Raw genomic sequence first — 20725 nt, 5'->3', positions numbered from 1 at the left:
TCGCTTTACACCTCTTTTTTCTCTATAAATTCTAACCATTCTTCCATTTCTTTTTTTGCATACCCATATTCAAAGGCATACCACTCATTTTCAAGCCCGGCTACAATCAGCCCATCTTTAAATTTACGAAAAGGCCGATGACTGCTACTTAACGCTCGAAACAGCGGCTCGCTTTTTTTGTCATCATTAACCTGTGCTGCAAATAGCTCCATTAGCCGAAATGCTTCAAAAGATTCGATGCTTGGAATCTCAATATAACGGTCTATATTTTTCTCATCATCCCAGTCTATTCCTTCTTCGTCGGTTATGAGTGGGTCTCCGTCATAGACAACTTGTTTCGTCTCCAAATCCAGGTAAGACTGTCCGATATTGTTCATTAAATATGTATCAATCAATTCATCCAATAAATTCATATGTTACCACCTGCTCTTATTCAATAGTACCATTTTCGACAGATTCATATAGGAAAATACAAAGGTTTTAGGGGAGAATTTCTAGATTAGTGCCAAAAATATCCAAAAGAAAAATTCAACGCCTTTTTTTGAATTTTTCCCACTTCTCAAGTTATAATTAACAAGGACTAACCAGCAACTTCAGAATAATCTATAATAAATGTTATAACTTTTTAGAGGTGACGAAAATGGAATTAGCGGAAATTCGCAATGAACTTGAAATTACGGCTAAGAAATTAGCCGACTTTAGGGGGTCTCTTTGACCTAGAAAACAAGGAAGCCAGAATTGCGGAGCTTGAGGATGAAATGCTCCACCCCGATTTTTGGAATGACCAAGAAATGGCCCAGAAAGTAATCAGCGAGGCCAATGGCTTGAAGGACCAGGTTCATGAATTTTATGAACTGAACGAATCATTTGAGAACCTGGAAGTGACCTATGAGTTGGTGAAAGAAGAAAGCGATGCCGAGCTTCAGGCTGAACTGGAAGAAGAGCTTCAGCAGCTGACAGACCGGTTAGGTCAATTTGAATTGCAGCTTCTTTTAAGTGAAGAGTATGATAAAAATAATGCAATCCTTGAGCTTCACCCGGGTGCCGGTGGAACAGAGTCGCAGGACTGGGGCTCAATGCTGCTAAGAATGTACACAAGATGGGCCGAGAAAAAGGGCTTTAAGGTAGAAACCCTTGATTATCTTCCGGGTGATGAAGCAGGCATCAAAAGCGTGACCCTCGCTATCAAAGGGCATAATGCCTATGGCTACCTGAAGGCAGAAAAGGGAGTTCACCGCTTGGTAAGGATTTCGCCGTTTGATTCTTCCGGCCGGCGACATACATCTTTTGCATCCTGTGAAGTGATGCCGGAACTAAACGATGATATCGAGGTTGAAATTCGGACAGAGGATTTACGGGTTGATACGTACCGTTCAAGTGGCGCGGGCGGACAGCACGTTAACAAAACAGAATCAGCCATCCGAATTACCCATCTCCCGACCGGCATTGTGGTAAGCTGCCAAACCGAGCGATCCCAGATTCAAAACCGCGAGCGGGCCATGAACATGTTAAGAGCCAAGCTTTACCAACGGGAAATTGAAGAGAAGGAAAAGGCGCTTTTGGAAATTCGCGGCGAACAAAAGGAAATCGGCTGGGGAAGTCAAATTCGCTCTTACGTCTTCCATCCGTATTCAATGGTAAAAGACCACCGTACTGGTGCCGAAACTGGTAATGTTCAGGCTGTTATGGACGGGGAATTGGATCAGTTTATTAATTCATATTTGCGTTCAAGGATTTCATAATCGATATCCCAAATAAAAGCCTTTGTCAACTTGGTTGGCAAAGGCTTTTATTTGGGATTGTTGCCAATCATGGTAGCTTTAATGAAGATTAACGGTTTCTTCTAGTGATTCGAGTATGCCCTCTAGCTTCCCTTATGAAATTTCTCCAAAGAACATATGCTAATAAAAATTTACCCCTTTATCGCGTTAGCCTAATGCCATTTACACCATATTTTTCCCGTGCTATACTCTCAATCGGAATTTAATAAGAGAGGTATCATTTCATGAATATATTGAGCAAATTAACAAACACTTATCCAGAATTGCCGCCGACTACCTTTTTGTTCTGGTCGGTGCAGCCATTATTGCGATTACGTTCAACGTTTTTCTCTTGCCAAACCAAATTGCCTCGGGTGGAGTCAGCGGCATCAGTACTATTTTAAAATCCGTGCTCGGCCTTGAGCCCGCATACGTCCAATGGGCATTCAATATTCCGCTGTTTATCGCTGGTGTAGTTCTGCTTGGAAAACAATTTGGCGTCAAAACACTAGCCGGCACTGTTTTTCTTCCGTTCGTGGTTTTCCTAACAAGAAATTGGGAGCCGTGGACACATGATGCACTACTCGGCGCTTTGTTCGGCGGGATTGGCGTTGGTCTTGGTCTTGGGATTGTCTTTAGAGGAAATGCATCGACTGGCGGAACCGACCTTGCCGCACAGATCATCAATAAATACACTGGTTTTACCCTAGGTAGATGTGTCGTTATGATTGACGGCCTCATCGTCCTCACTGCAGCTATCGTTTTTGATATTGAAAAAGGCTTATATGCATTAATCGGACTGTATGTAACCAGCAAAACCATTGATTTGGTTCAGGTCGGTTTTGGCCGGTCAAAGATGGCGATGATAATTACAAATAAACAAGAAGAAGTTCGTGCAGGGATTTTGCATAAAATAGACCGTGGTGTGACAAAACTATCAGCATACGGTGGTTTCACCGAGCATGAACGCCCAGTTTTGATGTGTGTGGTGGATCAAACGGAGTTCACAAAATTGAAACAATTGGTCAAAACCCTTGACCCGTCTGCTTTTGTCGTGGTAATGGATGCTGCAGAGGTGTTAGGGGAGGGTTTCAAACGCCCATAACATTGGTATAATTAATCAGTGATGGGATTATTTACATTAGGGGGAGTAACAATGAAGAAAAAGTTGCTAACATTGTTATTAGGAACATCATTAGTAATGGGACTTGCTGCTTGCGGGGGCGGCGGGAACAAGGACACTGGCGGCGGTGGTAAAGACACTGCAACCGGTGATGAAGCTGCTAAGATCTTTGATCAAAAATGCTCCAGCTGCCACGGCGGAGATCTTAAAGGTGGAGTAGGGCCTAACCTAACAAAGGTTGGTTCTAAGTATTCCAAGGATGAAATCCTAGATATCATTCATAATGGCCGCGGCGGAATGCCAGCAGGCGTCATTACTGGTGATGATGCTGACAAAGTGGCTGAATGGCTATCTGCGAAAAAGTAAAAACTACCCAAGAAACGCTCTGTTCATTAACAGGGCGTTTTAATTTTTTACCCCCGGAAAAAATCTTAATCCTAACTACTTTTTCCAGAATCTCCTTCCCCCTAATGTTTGGACATTCAAATTATGTATGTTATCCTAATATGGTCCGTGAAGAAAATTCGACAAAAGAACATGAATTTCCTAACAATATTGTTATATGTAAAAAAACATGTCTCTTTTTGTATTTTTGAAAAGAAACTGTAATATAAATACCACTTTTTTTGACAAATTATGATGTTATAATACTATTATGCAGAATTATGCATATAGTTGTAGCTATTTTGTCCGTATTGTCGAAATTTGTAAAACAAACTTAAAACAATAGGTGATCTTTATGATAGAAATGCAGGAAGTATATAAAAAATATCCGAATGGCGTTTCTGCTATCAATGGGATTGACGTCCGGATTAATCAGGGTGAATTTGTCTATGTCGTAGGGCCGAGCGGTGCCGGGAAATCGACATTTATTAAAATGATGTACCGCGAAGAAGTTCCAACCTCAGGAACAATCACGATCAACGGAGCGAATCTTGCAAAGTTAAAGATGAGCAAGGTTCCGTTATTCCGCCGTAACCTTGGCGTTGTCTTCCAAGACTTTAAACTGCTTCCAACACTAACAGTCTATGAAAATGTCGCATTCGCTTTAGAGGTTATTGAGGCGCAGCCGAAGGTAATCAAGAAACGTGTCATGGAAGTTATGGATCTTGTTGGCTTGAAGCATAAAATTAAAATGCTTCCTTCCGAGCTTTCCGGCGGTGAGCAGCAGCGTATTTCGATTGCCCGCTCCATTGTTAACTCACCAAGACTCGTTATTGCCGATGAGCCGACAGGGAACCTTGACCCTGATACATCATGGGAGATAATGAAAATTTTTGAAGAAATCAATAATCGCGGCACAACTGTCGTGATGGCAACCCACAACAAAGAGATAGTCAATACTTTAAAACATCGCGTCATCGCTATTGAAGGCGGAAGAATTGCGCGTGATGAACAAAGAGGTGAATACGGTTATGAAAATTAGAACAATTGGCCGTCACGCCCGGGAAAGCTTAAAAAGTATTAAAAGAAACGGCTGGATGACATTTGCGTCAGTGGGGGCCGTTACCGTTACCCTTATCTTAGTCGGTGTCTTTTTTGTGATTATGATGAATTTAAATAAAGTGGCCGATACGATTGAAGAGGACGTGCAAATCCGCGTTCATATCGATGTTGCTGCCAACAAACAGGATCAGGATGCCTTGATGGCACAGATTCAGGCCATTCCTGAGGTGAAAAGTGTCAAATTTTCTCCTAAGGAACAAGAATTGAAAGATTTAGTTCAGAGCATGGGTGAAGAAGGGAAAGCCTTTAAGCTTTTTGAACAGGATAACCCTTTAAATGACGTGTTTATTGTAAAAACAAAAAATCCAACCGACACGATGAAGGCCGCGAAAAAAGTGGAAAAGCTCCATTATGTCGCCAAGGTCAAATACGGTCAGGACAAGGTTGAAAAACTATTTAAGTTCATTAAAGCTAGCCGAAATGTCGGAGTTGTGTTAATCCTAGGCTTGTTCTTTACGGCGATCTTCCTTATTTCCAATACGATCAAAATTACGATTATTGCGAGAAGAAGAGAAATTAAGATTATGAGGCTGGTAGGAGCGACAAACTCCTTTATTCGCTGGCCGTTCTTCCTTGAAGGGTTATGGCTTGGAATTATCGGTTCAATCTTGCCGATCATCTTAATCGGCATCGCTTATTACCGAGCCTACGATTATATTAGCCCTAAGCTGGTTGGGACATTTATCAAAATCCTTCCGTTTGATCCATTCTTCTACCAAGTTGCCGGTATCCTCCTATTAATGGGTGCCTTTATCGGAGTTTGGGGCAGTGTCATGTCGGTAAGGAAATTTTTAAAAGTTTAATAAGATCAGGAGGGAACCGTATATTGTTCCTTCCTGATTTTGTGTGTTTTATAGAATCATTTGAAAAATAGGGACGATTAACCGATTAGAGAGAGAAACGAGGGAGAAATCGGAATGAAGAAGACGATAATTACGCTGACCGCTGCTGCCACCGTCGGACTTGGGACTGTCCTTGGAGGCTTGCCGCTGACAACAAAAGCAGCCTCTATTTCCAGTCTGAAGGGTGAGCAGAATAAAATCCACAGCCAGCGGTCCGAACTTAAGTCAGGAATTAACGATGCGAATGCAAAAATTAATGATCTGCAAAATCAAGAAAACAGTGTTCACAATGAAATCAGCCGTCTTGAAGCTGCCATGAACGACACAACGAGTAAAATCAATCAAAAAACGGCAAAGATTGACGAAACAAAGGTTGAAATCGCCAAGTTTCAAGAAGATATAAAGGCCTTGCAGGAACGGATTGAAAAACGAAATGTCCTTTTGAAGGACCGGGTCCGCAGTTATCAGGCGAATGGAACTGTAATAAATTACCTGGATGTTTTGCTGGGGTCGCAGAGCTTTAGTGACTTTATTGACCGGGCAAGCGCGGTAGCCACATTCATGCAGGCAGACCAGGATATTTTAAAGCAACACGAGGCTGACAAAGCTGAAGTGGAAGAAAAGCAGAAAAAAGTAGAATCGGATCTTGCTAGTTTAGAAACGATGGTCGCAGATTTGAAAAAAATGAACGAACAATTAAGCGCACAACGGGCTGAAAAAGATAATTTATTGGCTACGATAGCTGACCAAAAAGCAGAAGCCCAGGAATATGTAGTGGACATGCAGGAGCAGGAGCAGATTCTTGCTGCTCAGGAGGCTGCAATTCAAAGATCCATCAAAGCCCAGGAAGCGGCAGCAGCCGCAGCAGCCGCAGCCGCAGCAGCTGCAGCCGCTGCTAAGCCGTCCGGCAATGGCAGCAATACTGTAGCTGTAGCACCACCGGTTTCGGGAGGCAGCTTCACAAGACCGGCTGCAGGTATCATTACCTCAGGATACGGTGGGCGAGATGGCGGCTTCCACTATGGCGTCGACATTGCCAAGGCGGGCTCTGTGCCAATCGTTGCCGCAGCAGATGGAGAAGTGTATGTATCTCATTTCTCAAGCAGTTATGGAAACGTCGTTTACATTTTGCATAATATCAATGGTCAGTATTATACAACCGTTTATGCGCATATGAGCACGAGAATGGTGGGCGAAGGCACTACCGTGAAAAAAGGCCAGCAAATCGGACTTATGGGGAACACTGGCGACTCCCACGGCCAGCACTTGCACTTCGAGCTATACAGAGGCAAATGGGAATACCATGCGGCCATCAATCCGGTGGGAATTGTACCGTTGTAAACATAATAACTTAAACAGGCGGAGCAGAGGCTCCGCCTGTTTTTTTCCTAATTGCGTACAATGTCAACTTTGCATCATGAACCGTCCTATCGGACTTGCCAATCGGCGAGTTTTCATTTATCCTCTCAGACACTCATAACTCGTCCATTCCTTACATATATCTTAATAATCGGGCAGGAATTCGGAGCCTTTTTAGAAAATAGATTATTAGGCGTACTATATGAGGAGGACCTTTGAATGAATCGAAAATGGATAGCCTTGATGATGGCAGGGTCGCTGATAACAGGGGCAGGTGGCACCTATGCGAGTATGCAGTTTTTAGAGAAGAAGGATGCATCTTCCCAGCTAGAACAGGCGTTGATCCCGCAAAACAAGCCTAAAGCTGCCAATGTCCAGACGGCGGCGTCCGAAACAGAAGTTAAGGACTTGAAAAAGGTGGAGAAGGCCTATGAACTGATCCTGGATAACTATGTTGAAAAAGTAGCCCAAGATAAGCTGGTTGAGGGCGCCATCCAAGGGATGCTTTCGGTATTAAAGGATCCATATTCCGTTTATATGGATAAGGATACAGCCCAGCAATTTACACAAACGTTGGAATCCTCCTTCGAAGGAATTGGTGCCGAAGTGGGAATGGTCGACGGTAAAATTGTTATTGTCTCGCCTTTTAAAAATTCACCAGCTGAAAAAGCAGGAATCAAGCCAAATGATCAAATTTTAAAGGTGGATGGGGCCTCTGTTGAAGGACTCGACCTGAATAAAGCCACGCTCAAAATTCGCGGCAAAAAGGGGACAACCGTCACTTTAGAGATTGCCAGAAAAGGCCTTAAGGAGCCATTGACAGTAAAAGTAAAGCGCGATGAAATTCCGCTTGAGACTGTCCATTCCTCAGTCAAAAAGCAGGACGGCAAAAAAGTCGGCTACATCGAGATTACTTCTTTTTCTGATCAAACAGATGAAGATTTTAAAAAGAGCTTAAAAGAGTTAGAGGATGACAAAATTAAAGGACTCGTGCTTGATGTGCGCGGTAACCCGGGCGGACTCCTCGAGAGTGTTGACGAGATTTTAAAAGAGTTTATTCCAAACGACAAACCTTACGTTCAAATTCAGGAGAGAAATGGCGACAAGCGGCGCTTTTTTTCAACGATAACTGAGAAAAAACCGTATCCGGTAGTCGTTCTTACAAACAAAGGCAGTGCTTCAGCTTCGGAAATTTTAGCTGGAGCGTTAAAGGAAGCGGCCGGCTACCCGATTGTCGGAGAGAAAACATTCGGCAAGGGCACTGTTCAGCAGGCGATGCCGATGGAGGACGGCAGCAACATCAAGCTGACATTATATAAATGGCTGACTCCGGATGGAAATTGGATTCATAAGAAGGGCATCAAGCCAGATGTGGCCGTTAAGCAGCCGGTTATCTTCTCTACCCATCCGCTTCAGATTGAAAAGCCACTCGTTAAGGACATGAACAATGAACAGGTGAAGAATGCTCAGGAGATTCTAGACGGGTTGGGGCTTGCTCCTGGGCGGACGGATGGTTATTTCAGTGAGGAAACTGCGGCAGCCGTGAAAGGCTTCCAGCAAAATCACGACCTACCGGTTACTGGGAAAATTGACGCGAAAACGGCCTCCAAACTAGAGGAAGCCGCGATGAAAGAAATGAAAAAAGAGAAAAACGACCTGCAGCTGCAAGCGGCATTGAGACTGGCGGCGAAATAGGGTGCATTTTTGCAGCAGAGCAGCGGCCCTTGGATAGAGGGGTGCTGCTTTTTTGTGCTCTTGAATCCGATTTGGCGGATACCATTCGTATTTTGGCGGAAAGCTCTATCAGGTTGCGGATATTAGAAAAATCCGGTGGATAACTTCACAAATTTGGCGGATATCCAGTCAGATTCGGCGGATAACCGTAATCCCCCATAAAACCGGCCCGCTCCAAAATAACTAATTTAAAAGTTTCTATAATCTAGCAATATGTTTTATGGTTTTAATTTGGTAAAATAAAACTTAGAGACTTTTAAATTCCATTACTAGAAACTTTGATAGAGGCAGGTGACAGGATTTGGTACAAATATGGCTTGTGGAACTTCTCAAAGGGACAGGCAAGTTATTTCTTCATCCTGTTTTATACTATCTCGTTTTCCTTGCAGGAATCTTGGGTGTAATGAGGGTAAAACGTGAACGGAAAAATTTCCATGTGCGGGCCGAGGATGCCTATTTTGAATTGCGGCAGTTGTTTCCTCTCGGGCTTATTATCGGCGTAATTCTTTCGGCCATTGTAGTCGCCGTGGGAATCGCTGTGCCATTTGCGGCAATCCTGCTAGTCGTGGGGACGACCCTTTTGTGGTCACTGACCACAAATGTCCGCTGGATGTCTCCGGCTTACACGGTTGGGGCTGCTTTCTTTGCGGTCATCCTGTTTGCGCAAAACAATTGGTCAATTCCGTTTTTTTCAAAAGCCTTTAACCAGATTAGTGACAGGATTTATCCATCCATCGTGGTCATTTTGGGTTTCCTCATAATCGCTGAAGGGATCCTTATTTTCAAAAATGGTACCAAGGGGACTTCACCAAAGCTGGTTAAGAGCAAACGCGGCCAAAGCATTGGTGCCCATGAGGTGAAGCGCCTCTGGATGCTTCCCATGCTTATGCTGGTACCGGGAAATGCATTAATACTGCCATTCGATTGGTGGCCGGTATTCCATTTGGGTGTTACAGAATATTCTCTTATTCTAGTACCCTTCGCTATCAGCTTTCATCAGCAAATCAAAGGGATGCTTCCAAGTGAAGCCGTTAAAAAGCATGGCCGTCAAGTTATTACGCTTGGTGTATTGATTACCTTACTTTCAGTAGCAGGCTATTGGTATCCGCTAGCATCGATTGTGACAGTCGGACTTGCTGTCATCGGCCGGGAAGCTATATCATTATTCGCTTACTTAAAGGATGACAACAAACCAGTTTATTTTTCGAAAAAAAATAACGGCTTGATGATCATAGGCATCATTCCGCAATCGCCGGCAGATAAAATGGGCCTCAAGGTTGGGGAAACCATTGCGAAAGTGAACGGAATGCAAATTCGTGATGAATCGACCTTCTATGAGGCGCTGCAAAAGAACCGCGCCCACTGCAAGCTTGACGTTCTCGATACCAACAGCGAGATCCGCTTCGTCCAGCGTGCCCTTTTCGAAGGTGAACACCATGAACTTGGAATCCTTTTTGTACAGGAACAACGGAAATATGGGAAAAAGACAGGGTAATGTAGCTGGTATTAAAAAAATGGGGGTTTTTGCACCCATGAAACATTCATTCGTTAATTTTTCATCAGGACCTGTTGTTATCCAATGTAAATGATGCTATGATGATATATGTCTAATGTCTTGCAGTCATTAGATATATCATACTAACTAAAAGTATCTTTTTTGATAATCTATAAATCATTGTGATGGTAAATGGTAGAAACTATTATTATTAGTCGTCTTGACCGTGGCCTAACTTCCTTTTTGTGAAGTTAGGCCTTTTTATTTTTATAAGGGGGATTTGAATGGTTGCAACGCAAGAAGATCTGCTATCTGTAAGCAGTTCTTTCAGTAGAATTATCAAGCAGGGGGTTGGGAAGGGCCCTGAAACCTGTTATTCTGTGTTAAAAGAAAACCGATTATATATCTATATTCGTAACTTTAAGACACCTGCAGAAGAAGTCTTAACCGACAAAAAAGAGTATAACTTAGTAATGAGATATCGCTCCTCTGTAATATCTGCATTATCCAACGAGTTAATGCAAGAGGCATCGCAGCTTTTAAAGATTTCCTTCGATTCCTTTCATCAAGATTGGAACTTTCATACTAACTCCGGTATTTTGTTATTAGTGGATAATACTTTCAATCCGGATGTAAAGATAGATGAAGAGTTTGAAAGGAAGTTATATCAAACAGTACGAATGGTAGGTTCACAGCTGCATAAAATCCCGTACAATCTTAAGGTTGTCAAGTATACGCAGAATATTTGTGCGATTGAATCTCAAGAGAGCAAGCTTCCACTGGAATACTTGTTATTGGAACAAGGGCAAACAGACCTATTATTAACTCATACTATAGAAATAAAAAAGGGATACTTTAAGAATAGGGAATTATTTGAAAAAATATTTAATAGGTCAATCCAGGATATATTCTTGATGTGGGATTGTAAACATAATAAAAGCTATTTGATTTTTAGCTTCAACAAGGTTTATTACTAAATAGTAATCATACTGCCTGGACATGATAATGTTAAGCAGTCTTTTTTTGCCTTTGTCGAAAGAGAGGTCAAATCACTTATGTCATCAACACTGCAGCAAAAGTTAATGGATATAAGCAGCCTAACTAGCAAATTGTTAAGGAAAAATTTTGGTCGTGGCCCGGAATCCTGCATTGCTTATGCGAACGAGCGATTTCTGATTTTTTACATACGAGGGTTTTTGTCTCCTTTGGAATCCACTTTGCTTGAGAACGGCAATTCAGATAACGTCGAAATTTCCCGAAATATAATCATGAAAACGGTCCTGTACCAATTGAAGGCAATTATCGAATTAGAATTTGAACAAAATGTAGAATCGTTTTACCACGATTGGAATTATCCACAAAATACAGGCATGATAACTGTCCAATTTGAAGGTGAGATCGCTAAACAAAACCTTCAGAATATTGACCGCCCTATTGATTTAACGCTATTAACGGATGAAGTTGAAAGAATTAGTATTTTAGTTCAAAAAAGACCTGAAAGAACAGAGGCATTCTTTATCTCTCCAAAAATCTATCTGGTACAGCGGGATGGAATTTTAGTTCAAATTGAAAAGAAGTTAATTGAAAAGGGATATGAAGATACACTTATGGTCGCAAAGGATGAACTAGAAAAGTTGTATTTACATCATGATAACCGCTTTGAAGAAATTTTTAATAATCCTGTCGCTGATATCTTTGTGGATTGGGACTTTAGTGAAGATAGAAGTATTATGTGTTTTGTGCTCAAGTAGAGATGGAAGGGTTGATAAAGGATAACTTAGATAATATTCATACTTATGTAAATGAAGAAAGCCGAGGGAACCAACATCCCTCGGCTTTCCTTTTTCTACAATGTCCGGTACTTTTTCAACGCAAAGATATTCAGCACGATAAAGATGGCGGCAAAGATGACAAGTGCTGTGAGGTCTCCCGAAATATCCCCGAGTCCGGCTCCTTTATACATAACACTTTTCAAGGCATCGCCGGCATAATACATCGGTATGACTTTGGCGATAGCCTGCAGCCAATTGGCCATCCCTTCAAGCGGGAAAATCCCGGCAAAAAATACTTGAGGAACAACGGCAATCGGGATAAATTGCATCATCTGAAACTCGGAAGCGGCAAAGGATGATAACAATATCCCTAAAGAAAGGGCCACTAGTGCCAAAAGTAAATTAATCAGAATCACATGAAAAATCGATCCGACCAGAACGATATCTAGAACATTAATAGCGTAGAAAACAACAATAACCGTTTGAATGACAGCAAACATTCCGTAACCTACCAGATAGGCTGTAACGATTTCTCCCCGTCGAATAGGTGTTGACATGAGACGCTCCAGTGTACCTGTAGTCCGCTCACGCAAGAGCCCGATTCCAGAAATAAGAAATACGAAGAAAAAGACAAAGAAACCTACCAGAATCGGACTTAAGACATCAAAAAAGGCCGTGTCCTTATCTCCGTAAACATATTTGGTTTCCATCTTTTGCGCTACCATCCCTGCCAAGGCTTGGTTCTGTTGAATGAGTTTGGCTTGAGCAAGCGATGCTGCCGCTTGATTGACCTTCATTTGCAAAGCCTTCGCCTTGGAAGGGTCAGCGTTTAGCAGCGTTAATTTAAGTTTACCGTTTTCTTGAACGAGCAAGCCATCAAGGTTATGGTCTGTAACGGTATTCTTGCCAGCTTTATCATATTCCTTTACGGTGATGTCAGCTTTTTTGAGAACTTTTACAAGACTCTCATCGATGTTGACTACGCCTAATTTGGGGTCAACCGTGTTGCCGTTAAATAAAAAGTACATCAGGGTCAGGATTAATAACGGGGCAACAAACATTAACGCAAGTGTCCGTTTGTCACGGAAAAGCTGCTGGGCAATTCTTTTAATCAGCGCTGTAATCCTCATGACTACTTCACCCCCGCTTTTAAAAATACTTCATCAAACCGGTCTACTTGGTATTTCTCCTTTAATTCTGCTGGTGTGCCGCTTGTTAAAATTCGTCCATCGCGAACCATCGCAACATAATCACATCTTTCCGCTTCATCCATCACATGGGTCGTTACGATGATGGTTTTTCCCTCTTCATTTTTCAACCGCAGCAGCTCATTCCAGATTGATAGCTTTAACTCTGGGTCAATCCCAACAGTCGGTTCGTCGAGTATTAAAATTTTCGGATCCTGAATCAAGGCAATCGCGAGCGACAGGCGCCGCTTCATTCCTCCGGAATAGGCCGATACCCTTTTTTTTAGGTCGTCCGTCAAGTTGACCAACCCGGAAGCGTACGCAATCCGATTTTTCTGTTCTTCTTTATTCAATTTGTATAGCGAAGCGAAAAATTTTAAATTCTCTTCCCCGGTCAGCTCGGCATATAATGCATCCGATTGGGCCATGTAGCCAATTTCTTGGAGGATGGCGAGATTTGGCATTTTTGTGTTTAGCACCTGGATTTCACCGTTATCGGCCTTTTCCATCCCGACAATCATTTTGACGAGTGTGGTTTTCCCTGCCCCCGATGGCCCGATGAGTCCGTATAATTGTCCTTTTTCGATTGACAGGTCTACATTCTGGAGCACTGCTTTTTTGCTAAAGCTTTTGCTGACGTTTTCAACTTTTATGGCTGGATTCATCTTAATGATCCCCCCTTAATCAACACATTGTTGAGTTTCTATATATTCATATTAAAATGCCGCCGGGGCAATTACAATGAACAATATGAGGCAAAGTGTTGATTGTTATTTTTGGCTAATAGGAAAGTGTGAATTTTTACAAATTTATACTTTTCTAACGCATAAATTCAAACGCCTCTGTCTTCGTCCTAGCGGACTCGCCAATCGACGAGTTTTCATTTAATTCCGGCCACATGCCCAGGACCCAATAAAATCATTTTTGCAGCAATTAAGGCCATTTCCTTTGGGGGCTTTTTCATCCCCGTTTCCAGCCAGTGCTGAATCAGCCCTAGTTGGGCGGAACTGACAAAGGCGATGAAGTATTCCGCAGGAACAAGCATATCTTCCACATTAAGTTTTGAAGCGATATTTTGTAAAAATTGCTGTTTGATTAATTCCTTTAGTTTAACTTGAAAAGAGGCATCCCCTTTCGGACCCAAAACGACCCTCATAAATCGAGCATTCTCTTGAAAGTATTCAAATAACTTCAGAATGACAGGAAATGGCTCATCCTGACTCGTAGAGTGAAGTGCATCTTTCGGATTGATTCCTCTTGCTTTATCTTCTATTTCTTTCAGAATTTCTTCTTCACTTTGCTCCAGCAAGTCGTATTTATCCCGGTAATGCAGGTAAAATGTACCGCGATTAATTTGTGCTTTTTCCGTCAAATTCCTCACAGTCACGCCCTCAAACCCTTTTTCCTCCATTAACTCTGTCAGGGCATCACGAATTAGCATTTTCGTTCGGGCTGCTCGTTTATCATGTGTTTGGTTAGCCATTGTCGGTGCCTCCAAAAATATTTATTATCTAAATTAAATATAATAAATGGCTCAGTTATAAATCAACACAATGTTCATTAATTGAAAAGTGGTTAAAGGATTTTTGGGTTGAAAAGTAAAGTATCAAAATTGGAAAGTAATTTGTCAAAACAGGAAAGTAAACATGCAGTTTGGGAAAGTAAAACTTCTTTTTGGGAAAGTAAACGACAAAATGATGAAAGTATTACTAATAACAAGTAATAAAATTGAATTTCCGAATATTTAGGCGGGCTTCTGCTAACCATAAACGATGGATTTTCCAATTTAAAGAGGTGATTGCGATGCTGATTAGCTTGTTAAATGGTATCAATGCGCAAAATGTCCTTTTTGAAGAAGCTGCCTCCATCGTTTTTTATTTTACGATCTACTCCTTTTTCGGCTGGATGCTTGAAAACAGCTATAACTTCTTTACAAAAGGAACTTTTATTAAAGCCAATTTTTTGTACGGGCCATTTAAACCGATGTATGGCATTGCGCCTGTACTGCTAGTTTTGCTAACTAAACCGGATTCCCAATTGGCACTCGTGCTGCTGCTATGTTTCACGATTCCCACCGTGGTGGAATATATAAGCGGCGCCCTGCTGCAGAAATTTTTCAGACAGCAGTGGTGGGATTATTCCGGCACGCCCATGCAGCTGCACGGCCATATTTGTCTGCCATTTTCCCTTTGCTGGGGTGTGCTCTCGTTCCTATGTCTAAAATGGATTCATCCTGCTGTTATCAAAATGTATGAGGCTTCGGAAACGCTATGGAACTGGACATGGCCAGCCCTCATGTTATATTTCATAGCCGATTTAGCACTGACAGTACGGAAGTACATACGGGGGCCTGAAACTATTAGCAATCTTGACACTGTGGAATAGCAGGTACCGTTCCCTAACATCTTTAGAAGTATTGAATAACTCCAGTCGGTTGCATAACTTCATAAGTCACACTAGCGACGTGCATATGCTCCTTTTTTCGTAGGAAGAAGGAGTTTTTTTCATGAATGTGTAATTTTGTTTATATAGATTTTTATGATTGCTGGTGCATATGTTTATAGAATAGAAGCGGGAACGGGAATCCGAATCAGAGAGGGGGAAGGATTATGAGGATGGAAGGAACGGAGATTTATCTTCGCTTTTTGGAGGAGAAGGATGCGAAGGCGATGACGCAGCTTACGATCAAAAACCGCGAATTTTTCCAAGAAACTTCACCTAAGCGAAGTGAGCACTTTTACTCCTTTGAGCACCAATTGAGGTCGATACGGTTTGTCATTCAGTGCCGGGAACTAGAAACCCAGTATTCATTTGGGATCTTCTTAAAAGAAACGAACGAGTTAATTGGCGATATCGAATTATTCGACATAGTTAGAGATTCTTTTCAAAGCTGTTATGTCGGTTACAGTATTGACCGTCAATACAACGGAAAAGGGTATATGACGGAAGCGGTGAAGCTAGTAGTTAATTATGCTTTCAAGGAACTCGGACTCCACCGGATTGCCGCAGGTGTCATGCCTTCCAATATTGGCTCCATCCGTGTACTAGAAAAAGCAGGTTTTGAAAAAGAAGGCATTGCGCGGAAAAATATTAAGATTAATGGGAATTGGGAAGACCATCTTCAGATGTCGATTTTAAATGAAATAGAGTAGAAGAGAAGAATCAGACGCTTCTCTTTTAATATAAAAAACCATTTTGAAGTAAATTAACAATAATTATTGGACAATGGGAGAGTGATTCCTATTTATAAAAAACAAGAACGGATGCTAGTTTGGCTCACCTTTACGGTAGCAGCCATCATGGCATTATCCATCATCGGGCGGATTTTTTCAGGATAATGAAAACCGGATGAAATGGAGAACATAAGGACGCTGCGAAAAAATTCCATACCACCAAAGATGACATACATAACATTTTCTTAGAAAGGTGGTCTAGTGAGGAAAAATGGTTAACCAAGAAGCGGTTTTTTTCAGCCGGGTTTTAACCGAGCTGACTCTTTCCTTTCATATTATTTACGCAACGATCGGCGTCGGGGTACCGCTGATGATTATGATTGCACAATGGGTGGGAATCAAGAAACAGGATGAACACTACATTTTATTAGCAAGAAGGTGGACAAGGGGCTTTGTTATCACGGTGGCGGTGGGTGTTGTGACCGGAACGGCGATTGGTCTGCAGCTATCGCTCCTCTGGCCGAATTTCATGGAGTTGGCCGGAAATGTCATTGCCCTGCCGCTGTTCATGGAAACGTTTGCCTTTTTCTTTGAAGCCATTTTTCTGGGAATCTACATTTACACCTGGGACCGCTTCAAAAATCAGAAGAAGCACCTTCTTCTATTAATTCCTGTGGCATTGGGTGCTTCCTTTTCCGCCCTATTTATTACTATCGTCAATGCTTTTATGAACGCGCCGCAAGGCTTTGACATTGTAAAAGGTCAGTTGGTGAATGTTAGTCCACTGGTTGCGATGTTCAATCCGGCAATGCCGACAAAGGTCGCCCATGTCTTGTCCACGGCCTATATGACCTCTGCGTTTGTCCTGGCCTCCATCGGGGCTTACCGCCTTCTCATAAAGAGCACCAAGCATGTGTATCACAAAAAGGCACTTTTCTTAACGATGAAACTTGGCTTGATCTTTTCCGTAGCCACCGCAGTAATCGGCGATTTTTCCGGAAAATACCTTGCTGAATACCAGCCGGAAAAATTAGCGGCCGCAGAATGGCATTTTGAAACAGAGAAAGGCGCACCGCTTTATCTGTACGGAGTTCTTGATAATGGGGAAGTGAAATATGCTTTAAAAATTCCATTTGGTCTTAGTATTTTGGCACACAGCAATCCAAATGCAGAAGTAATCGGGCTCGACCGTTTCCCTGATAATGAAGAACCTCCTCTCTATATCCATTATTTATTCGACTTAATGGTCACCCTCGGGATGGGATTGACGTTCCTGGCATTCGTCTATGTGCTAGGTGTGCATCGGAAATGGAGAATTATTTTTAAAAAATGGTTTAGCTGGCTACTGGTGCTTAGCGGACCATTAGCGGTAATTGCTATTGAAGCAGGCTGGTGGATGGCCGAAGTAGGCCGGCAGCCATGGATTCTTCGCGGAATCATGCGGACAAGTGAGGCAGCCACGGGCAGCGGTCAGGTCGACATAATGTTAATGCTGTTTTCGCTGCTTTATCTGATCCTTGGGATTGGCAGCATACTAGTCTTGATTCGGATGTTCCGCAAAAATCCGGTGGAACAGGAACTGGCGGACCGCGACGCGGAAAGGGCAGGTGACCTAAAATGACGCTCGAAATACTTGGAATAACAGTTCTAGGCGTATTTTTGTTTGGCTATATCATCGTTGCCTCCATTGATTTTGGCGCCGGGTTCTTCAATGCTTTTAGTGTCGTCACGGGAAAAGAACACATTTTAACCAGAGTAATTCAGCGTTACCTTTCTCCTGTTTGGGAAGTGACAAATGTATTTTTAGTGTTTTTCTTTGTCGGGATGGTCGGCTTTTTTCCGAAAACAGCTTATTACTACGGTTTGACCCTGCTTGTTCCGGCTAGTATTGCGACGATACTCCTGGCGATACGCGGAGCCTATTATGCTTTTACAATCTATGGGGGCCTGAAGTACAGACGGTACACCATCCTTTACGGATTGACCGGATTATTTATTCCTGCTTCATTGTCCATCGTGCTGGTTATTTCAGAGGGCGGCTTTGTCACAATAAGAAACGGCGGACCAGAGCTCGACTACTGGGTGTTATTTACCAGCCCATTAGCATGGAGCATTGTTGTGTTAAGTTTGACGTCGGTTTTATATATATCTGCCGTCTTTTTGACCTGGTATGCTCAAAAGGCGAAGGATTATAATGCAGCAAATCTGCTTCGAAAATATGCCCTTGCCTGGGCGGGACCGGCGATTATCACCGCATCCGGTATCATTGTGGAGATGAGGACACATAATCCCGAACACTATGAGCGTCTCCTTGATTTATGGTGGATGTTCGGGCTATCAGTTTTGTTTTTTGCTGGGACGGTGTATTTGCTTTGGAGAAGGATTGCCTATGGGTTCGCCTTTGTGCTATTGGCTGGGCAGTTTACGGCCGCCTTCCTCGCATACGGAATATCGCACTATCCTTACCTTTTGTATCCGTACCTTACTATTTATGACGGCTTTACAAATAAAGCAATGGCCACCGCGCTGGTGACTGCCTTTATTGCTGGGCTCTGTTTGCTCATTCCATCTCTGTACCTGCTGCTCAAGCTGTTTTTGTTCAACAAGGATTATGTGCAGGGGAACCGCAATGATCATGTATAATGGGGGGGCTTCTTTTTGGAAAAATTCTTAATGTTTTACGCGCCGTTTATCGTAATATTTCTTTCTGTGGCTGCGGCGTTCTGGGCTGCCAGTAAAGATGACGCGGTTAAAAAATAAATATCATTGCCCATGAATTATGATAAAATGAACGAAAACATCCATTTACAGGGAATGAGATTTGATGAAAATAGATGAAGTGGATCGGAAAATTCTTGCCATCCTGGCTGAGAACGGCCGAGCGTCATATGCCGATATTGGCAAGGAACTGAATTTGTCGCGGGTGGCGGTCCGCGAGCGGGTTAACCGGATGGAAGAGTCAGGCATTATTGAAAAATTCAGCGTGGTTATTAATTCTGAAGCGGTCGGGAAAAAGGTATCTGCTTTTTTTGAAGTTGACTGCGAGCCGGCGTATCTCGTCTCGGTGGCGGAAAACCTTGCCAACAACCCGAATGTGGCAAGCTGCTATCAGATGACAGGTCCAAGTACGCTGCATATGCACGTTCTCGTTGAGGATTTTGCTTCGCTTGAAAAATTTATCAACCAGGAGCTTTACGCGGTGGAAGGCATCACCCGGGTCGAAAGCCAAATCATGCTGCGCCGCTTCAAAAGCCGTACCGGATTAAAACTATAATCCTTGGAGGTTATCCTTCATGGATTATTTTTTTTGGCCAATAAGAATGTATAAGTGCAACTACGCCTCTGTCTTCGCCACCCGGCGAGTTTTCTTTAAAAAAATAATAGACAGTCTTCTGGATGTGCGTTAAAATGATGAAAAATCTAAATTATTCCAATTGTTAATTATATTCATCTTTTTAGTTAACAAACGAAATGATATGGCATATATCTTTTAACAAGTAGTTTTGAGCGAAAAGGAATTGATAAAAATGAAACAACATCTTGCTTTGTTTGTGGCCTTTTTCAGGTCAGGAATGCTTGGGTTTGGCGGCGGCCCATCAGCTATACCGCTTGTCCACAAAGAGGTAGTCGGTATCTACAAATGGATGAATGATGAGGAGTTCGGCGACACCCTGGCCCTCGCCAACGCCCTACCCGGTCCGATCAACACGAAAATGGCGGGATACATTGGCTATCGTGTGGCAGGAATCCTTGGGCTTTTCACAGCGATCCTTGCGTCGATTCTTCCGACCATCGCCTTAATGATTGTCTTGCTGACGTCGTTGTCTTCTTTTAAAGATCAGCCATGGGTGCAGGGAATGACGAAAGCGGTCGTTCCGGTTGTGGGTGTTATGCTCGCTGTCCTGACCTGGCAATTTTTCCAAAACGGCCAGAAGGGGATGGGCTGGAAAGGGAATTTGGCCATGGTCGTGGTGAGTTTTGTTATTATGGAACTCCTCGGGATCCACCCAGGGGTCCTTATAGCCGGTCTGTTGGCTTGGGCGTTATTTGGCCGCGGGAAAAAGGCGGAAACGGAAGTCGTTGAAAAAGAGAGGAAAACAATATGATGCTTCAGTGGAAAATCTTTTTGGCGTTCTTTATCCCGGGCATTCTCGGTTATGGCGGAGGTCCATCATCTATTCCGCTGATTGAAAATGAAGTGGTGGACCATTATGGCTGGCTGACGGTGCAGGAATTCAGCGAAGTGCTGGCCCTCGGAAACTCGCTGCCCGGTCCGATTGCGACAAAGATGGCGGGGTATATCGGCTACCAGCAAGGGGGCATTCTTGGGGCGGCCGTTGCCGTGTTTGCCACAGTCGCACCGTCGTTGATCCTAATGATTTCGCTACTGGGACTGTTGTATAAATTTAAAGATTCCCCGAAAGTAAAGAAAATGACTTTGTACGTAAGGCCAGCCATCGCCGTTATGCTTGGTGTCATGGCTTATAACTTCTTTTCAGGCTCCTATATTAACATTGGCATCTGGCAAACCTTGTTTCTGGTCATTGCCAGCTATGTACTGATGGAAAAATTAAAAATCCACCCGGCATTCGTGATTATGGGGGCACTTGGTTATGGAGCAGTGTTTTTGAGTTGAATATACCAATTTAAAGGAGGGCCTTCGCGGTTCTTCTTTTTTGTTGCAGGGATTGATGTTGCGGTTATCCGCCAAACTTCGCGGGTTATTCGCCGAGTTCAGGATAGTATCCGCCAAATCCAGGTAAAAATCCGCCAA

General features: G+C 42.9%; 22 protein-coding genes. 18 read left to right on the top strand and 4 right to left on the bottom strand.

What is annotated here, in order from left to right:
- Positions 1 to 5: 5 nt before the first annotated feature.
- Positions 6 to 413: a UPF0158 family protein gene (locus tag QNN06_RS27325; protein WP_213117655.1), complete on the bottom strand. Its 408-nt coding sequence runs from the start codon at positions 411 to 413 to the stop codon at positions 6 to 8.
- 227 nt (positions 414 to 640) lie between these two features.
- Between QNN06_RS27325 and prfB the strand changes: the two genes are divergently transcribed.
- The 10 genes from prfB (at position 641) to QNN06_RS27275 (ending at position 11570) form a co-directional block, all read left to right on the top strand.
- Positions 641 to 1742, top strand: a protein-coding gene (prfB, locus tag QNN06_RS27320) for a peptide chain release factor 2 (protein ID WP_213117656.1) whose coding sequence is annotated in 2 segments (ribosomal slippage) — positions 641 to 712 and positions 714 to 1742 — 1101 coding nt in all. Because the reading frame shifts where the segments join, the coding sequence is not laid out codon by codon here.
- A 301-nt stretch (positions 1743 to 2043) separates the two neighbouring features.
- On the top strand, positions 2044 to 2865 hold the full coding sequence (locus tag QNN06_RS27315; RefSeq protein WP_481819274.1) for a YitT family protein: 822 nt from the start codon (positions 2044 to 2046) through the stop codon (positions 2863 to 2865).
- A gap of 51 nt (positions 2866 to 2916) precedes the next feature.
- A complete protein-coding gene (gene cccB, locus QNN06_RS27310; protein WP_213117658.1) occupies positions 2917 to 3249 on the top strand; it encodes a cytochrome c551 in 333 nt (110 codons plus the stop codon).
- 373 nt (positions 3250 to 3622) lie between these two features.
- Positions 3623 to 4309 (top strand): cell division ATP-binding protein FtsE, encoded by a 687-nt coding sequence (gene ftsE / locus QNN06_RS27305; RefSeq protein ID WP_213117659.1) that lies wholly within the window; start codon positions 3623 to 3625, stop codon positions 4307 to 4309.
- Positions 4299 to 5192, top strand: coding sequence for a permease-like cell division protein FtsX (gene ftsX, locus QNN06_RS27300; RefSeq protein ID WP_213117660.1), 894 nt, complete (start codon positions 4299 to 4301; stop codon positions 5190 to 5192). Before ftsE ends, ftsX begins: the two co-directional genes overlap by 11 nt.
- Positions 5193 to 5306: 114 nt before the next feature.
- A complete protein-coding gene (locus QNN06_RS27295) occupies positions 5307 to 6572 on the top strand; it encodes a murein hydrolase activator EnvC family protein (RefSeq protein ID WP_213117661.1) in 1266 nt (421 codons plus the stop codon).
- 237 nt (positions 6573 to 6809) lie between these two features.
- Positions 6810 to 8285 carry a S41 family peptidase gene (locus QNN06_RS27290; RefSeq protein ID WP_213117662.1) on the top strand — a complete coding sequence of 492 codons (1476 nt, stop codon included), beginning with the start codon at positions 6810 to 6812 and terminating at the stop codon, positions 8283 to 8285.
- A gap of 340 nt (positions 8286 to 8625) precedes the next feature.
- A complete protein-coding gene (locus QNN06_RS27285; protein WP_213117663.1) occupies positions 8626 to 9819 on the top strand; it encodes a PDZ domain-containing protein in 1194 nt (397 codons plus the stop codon).
- A gap of 284 nt (positions 9820 to 10103) precedes the next feature.
- Positions 10104 to 10796 carry a Na-translocating system protein MpsC family protein gene (locus tag QNN06_RS27280; protein ID WP_213117664.1) on the top strand — a complete coding sequence of 231 codons (693 nt, stop codon included), beginning with the start codon at positions 10104 to 10106 and terminating at the stop codon, positions 10794 to 10796.
- 78 nt (positions 10797 to 10874) lie between these two features.
- Positions 10875 to 11570 (top strand): Na-translocating system protein MpsC family protein, encoded by a 696-nt coding sequence (locus tag QNN06_RS27275; protein WP_213117665.1) that lies wholly within the window; start codon positions 10875 to 10877, stop codon positions 11568 to 11570.
- Positions 11571 to 11665: 95 nt separating this feature from the next.
- Here QNN06_RS27275 and QNN06_RS27270 read toward each other — a convergent pair whose 3' ends face one another.
- The 3 genes from QNN06_RS27270 to QNN06_RS27260 form a co-directional block, all read right to left on the bottom strand.
- Positions 11666 to 12721 carry an ABC transporter permease gene (locus QNN06_RS27270; RefSeq protein ID WP_217032246.1) on the bottom strand — a complete coding sequence of 352 codons (1056 nt, stop codon included), beginning with the start codon at positions 12719 to 12721 and terminating at the stop codon, positions 11666 to 11668.
- Positions 12722 to 12723: 2 nt separating this feature from the next.
- Positions 12724 to 13443 carry an ABC transporter ATP-binding protein gene (locus QNN06_RS27265; RefSeq protein ID WP_217032245.1) on the bottom strand — a complete coding sequence of 240 codons (720 nt, stop codon included), beginning with the start codon at positions 13441 to 13443 and terminating at the stop codon, positions 12724 to 12726.
- Between the two features lie 215 nt (positions 13444 to 13658).
- A complete protein-coding gene (locus tag QNN06_RS27260) occupies positions 13659 to 14261 on the bottom strand; it encodes a TetR/AcrR family transcriptional regulator (RefSeq protein WP_213117668.1) in 603 nt (200 codons plus the stop codon).
- 320 nt (positions 14262 to 14581) lie between these two features.
- Between QNN06_RS27260 and QNN06_RS27255 the strand changes: the two genes are divergently transcribed.
- The 8 genes from QNN06_RS27255 to QNN06_RS27225 all read left to right on the top strand — a co-directional run bounded on the left by QNN06_RS27255 (position 14582) and on the right by QNN06_RS27225 (position 20587).
- The gene (locus QNN06_RS27255; protein ID WP_213117669.1) at positions 14582 to 15163 is read left to right on the top strand and encodes a putative ABC transporter permease; all 582 of its coding nucleotides are present in this window, start codon (positions 14582 to 14584) and stop codon (positions 15161 to 15163) included.
- Positions 15164 to 15387: 224 nt separating this feature from the next.
- On the top strand, positions 15388 to 15930 hold the full coding sequence (locus QNN06_RS27250; RefSeq protein ID WP_213117670.1) for a GNAT family N-acetyltransferase: 543 nt from the start codon (positions 15388 to 15390) through the stop codon (positions 15928 to 15930).
- A gap of 292 nt (positions 15931 to 16222) precedes the next feature.
- A complete protein-coding gene (locus tag QNN06_RS27245) occupies positions 16223 to 17572 on the top strand; it encodes a cytochrome ubiquinol oxidase subunit I (RefSeq protein WP_284036324.1) in 1350 nt (449 codons plus the stop codon).
- Positions 17569 to 18594 carry a cytochrome d ubiquinol oxidase subunit II gene (locus QNN06_RS27240; RefSeq protein WP_284036323.1) on the top strand — a complete coding sequence of 342 codons (1026 nt, stop codon included), beginning with the start codon at positions 17569 to 17571 and terminating at the stop codon, positions 18592 to 18594. Before QNN06_RS27245 ends, QNN06_RS27240 begins: the two co-directional genes overlap by 4 nt.
- A gap of 15 nt (positions 18595 to 18609) precedes the next feature.
- Positions 18610 to 18711, top strand: a complete 102-nt coding sequence (gene cydS, locus QNN06_RS31490; protein ID WP_372447587.1) for a cytochrome bd oxidase small subunit CydS family protein — start codon at positions 18610 to 18612, stop codon at positions 18709 to 18711.
- 64 nt (positions 18712 to 18775) lie between these two features.
- On the top strand, positions 18776 to 19225 hold the full coding sequence (locus QNN06_RS27235; RefSeq protein ID WP_213117673.1) for an Lrp/AsnC family transcriptional regulator: 450 nt from the start codon (positions 18776 to 18778) through the stop codon (positions 19223 to 19225).
- A 253-nt stretch (positions 19226 to 19478) separates the two neighbouring features.
- Positions 19479 to 20057: a chromate transporter gene (locus QNN06_RS27230; RefSeq protein WP_213117674.1), complete on the top strand. Its 579-nt coding sequence runs from the start codon at positions 19479 to 19481 to the stop codon at positions 20055 to 20057.
- On the top strand, positions 20057 to 20587 hold the full coding sequence (locus QNN06_RS27225; RefSeq protein WP_213117997.1) for a chromate transporter: 531 nt from the start codon (positions 20057 to 20059) through the stop codon (positions 20585 to 20587). The genes QNN06_RS27230 and QNN06_RS27225 overlap by 1 nt, the downstream gene beginning before the upstream one ends.
- Positions 20588 to 20725 lie beyond the last annotated feature (138 nt).

It is taken from the genome of Neobacillus sp. 114, assembly GCF_030127045.1.
GTDB lineage: Bacteria > Bacillota > Bacilli > Bacillales > Cytobacillaceae > Neobacillus > Neobacillus rhizophilus.
This window is presented reverse-complemented; position numbering and strand designations above follow the sequence as displayed.

Coding starts and splice junctions, on each gene's coding strand:
- QNN06_RS27325 (WP_213117655.1), bottom strand. CDS start 413: ATGAATTTATTGGATGAATTGATTGATACATATTTAATGAACAATATC.
- cccB (WP_213117658.1), top strand. CDS start 2,917: ATGAAGAAAAAGTTGCTAACATTGTTATTAGGAACATCATTAGTAATG.
- ftsE (WP_213117659.1), top strand. CDS start 3,623: ATGATAGAAATGCAGGAAGTATATAAAAAATATCCGAATGGCGTTTCT.
- ftsX (WP_213117660.1), top strand. CDS start 4,299: ATGAAAATTAGAACAATTGGCCGTCACGCCCGGGAAAGCTTAAAAAGT.
- QNN06_RS27295 (WP_213117661.1), top strand. CDS start 5,307: ATGAAGAAGACGATAATTACGCTGACCGCTGCTGCCACCGTCGGACTT.
- QNN06_RS27290 (WP_213117662.1), top strand. CDS start 6,810: ATGAATCGAAAATGGATAGCCTTGATGATGGCAGGGTCGCTGATAACA.
- QNN06_RS27280 (WP_213117664.1), top strand. CDS start 10,104: ATGGTTGCAACGCAAGAAGATCTGCTATCTGTAAGCAGTTCTTTCAGT.
- QNN06_RS27275 (WP_213117665.1), top strand. CDS start 10,875: ATGTCATCAACACTGCAGCAAAAGTTAATGGATATAAGCAGCCTAACT.
- QNN06_RS27270 (WP_217032246.1), bottom strand. CDS start 12,721: ATGAGGATTACAGCGCTGATTAAAAGAATTGCCCAGCAGCTTTTCCGT.
- QNN06_RS27265 (WP_217032245.1), bottom strand. CDS start 13,443: ATGAATCCAGCCATAAAAGTTGAAAACGTCAGCAAAAGCTTTAGCAAA.
- QNN06_RS27260 (WP_213117668.1), bottom strand. CDS start 14,261: ATGGCTAACCAAACACATGATAAACGAGCAGCCCGAACGAAAATGCTA.
- QNN06_RS27255 (WP_213117669.1), top strand. CDS start 14,582: ATGCTGATTAGCTTGTTAAATGGTATCAATGCGCAAAATGTCCTTTTT.
- QNN06_RS27250 (WP_213117670.1), top strand. CDS start 15,388: ATGAGGATGGAAGGAACGGAGATTTATCTTCGCTTTTTGGAGGAGAAG.
- QNN06_RS27245 (WP_284036324.1), top strand. CDS start 16,223: ATGGTTAACCAAGAAGCGGTTTTTTTCAGCCGGGTTTTAACCGAGCTG.
- QNN06_RS27240 (WP_284036323.1), top strand. CDS start 17,569: ATGACGCTCGAAATACTTGGAATAACAGTTCTAGGCGTATTTTTGTTT.
- QNN06_RS27235 (WP_213117673.1), top strand. CDS start 18,776: ATGAAAATAGATGAAGTGGATCGGAAAATTCTTGCCATCCTGGCTGAG.
- QNN06_RS27230 (WP_213117674.1), top strand. CDS start 19,479: ATGAAACAACATCTTGCTTTGTTTGTGGCCTTTTTCAGGTCAGGAATG.
- QNN06_RS27225 (WP_213117997.1), top strand. CDS start 20,057: ATGCTTCAGTGGAAAATCTTTTTGGCGTTCTTTATCCCGGGCATTCTC.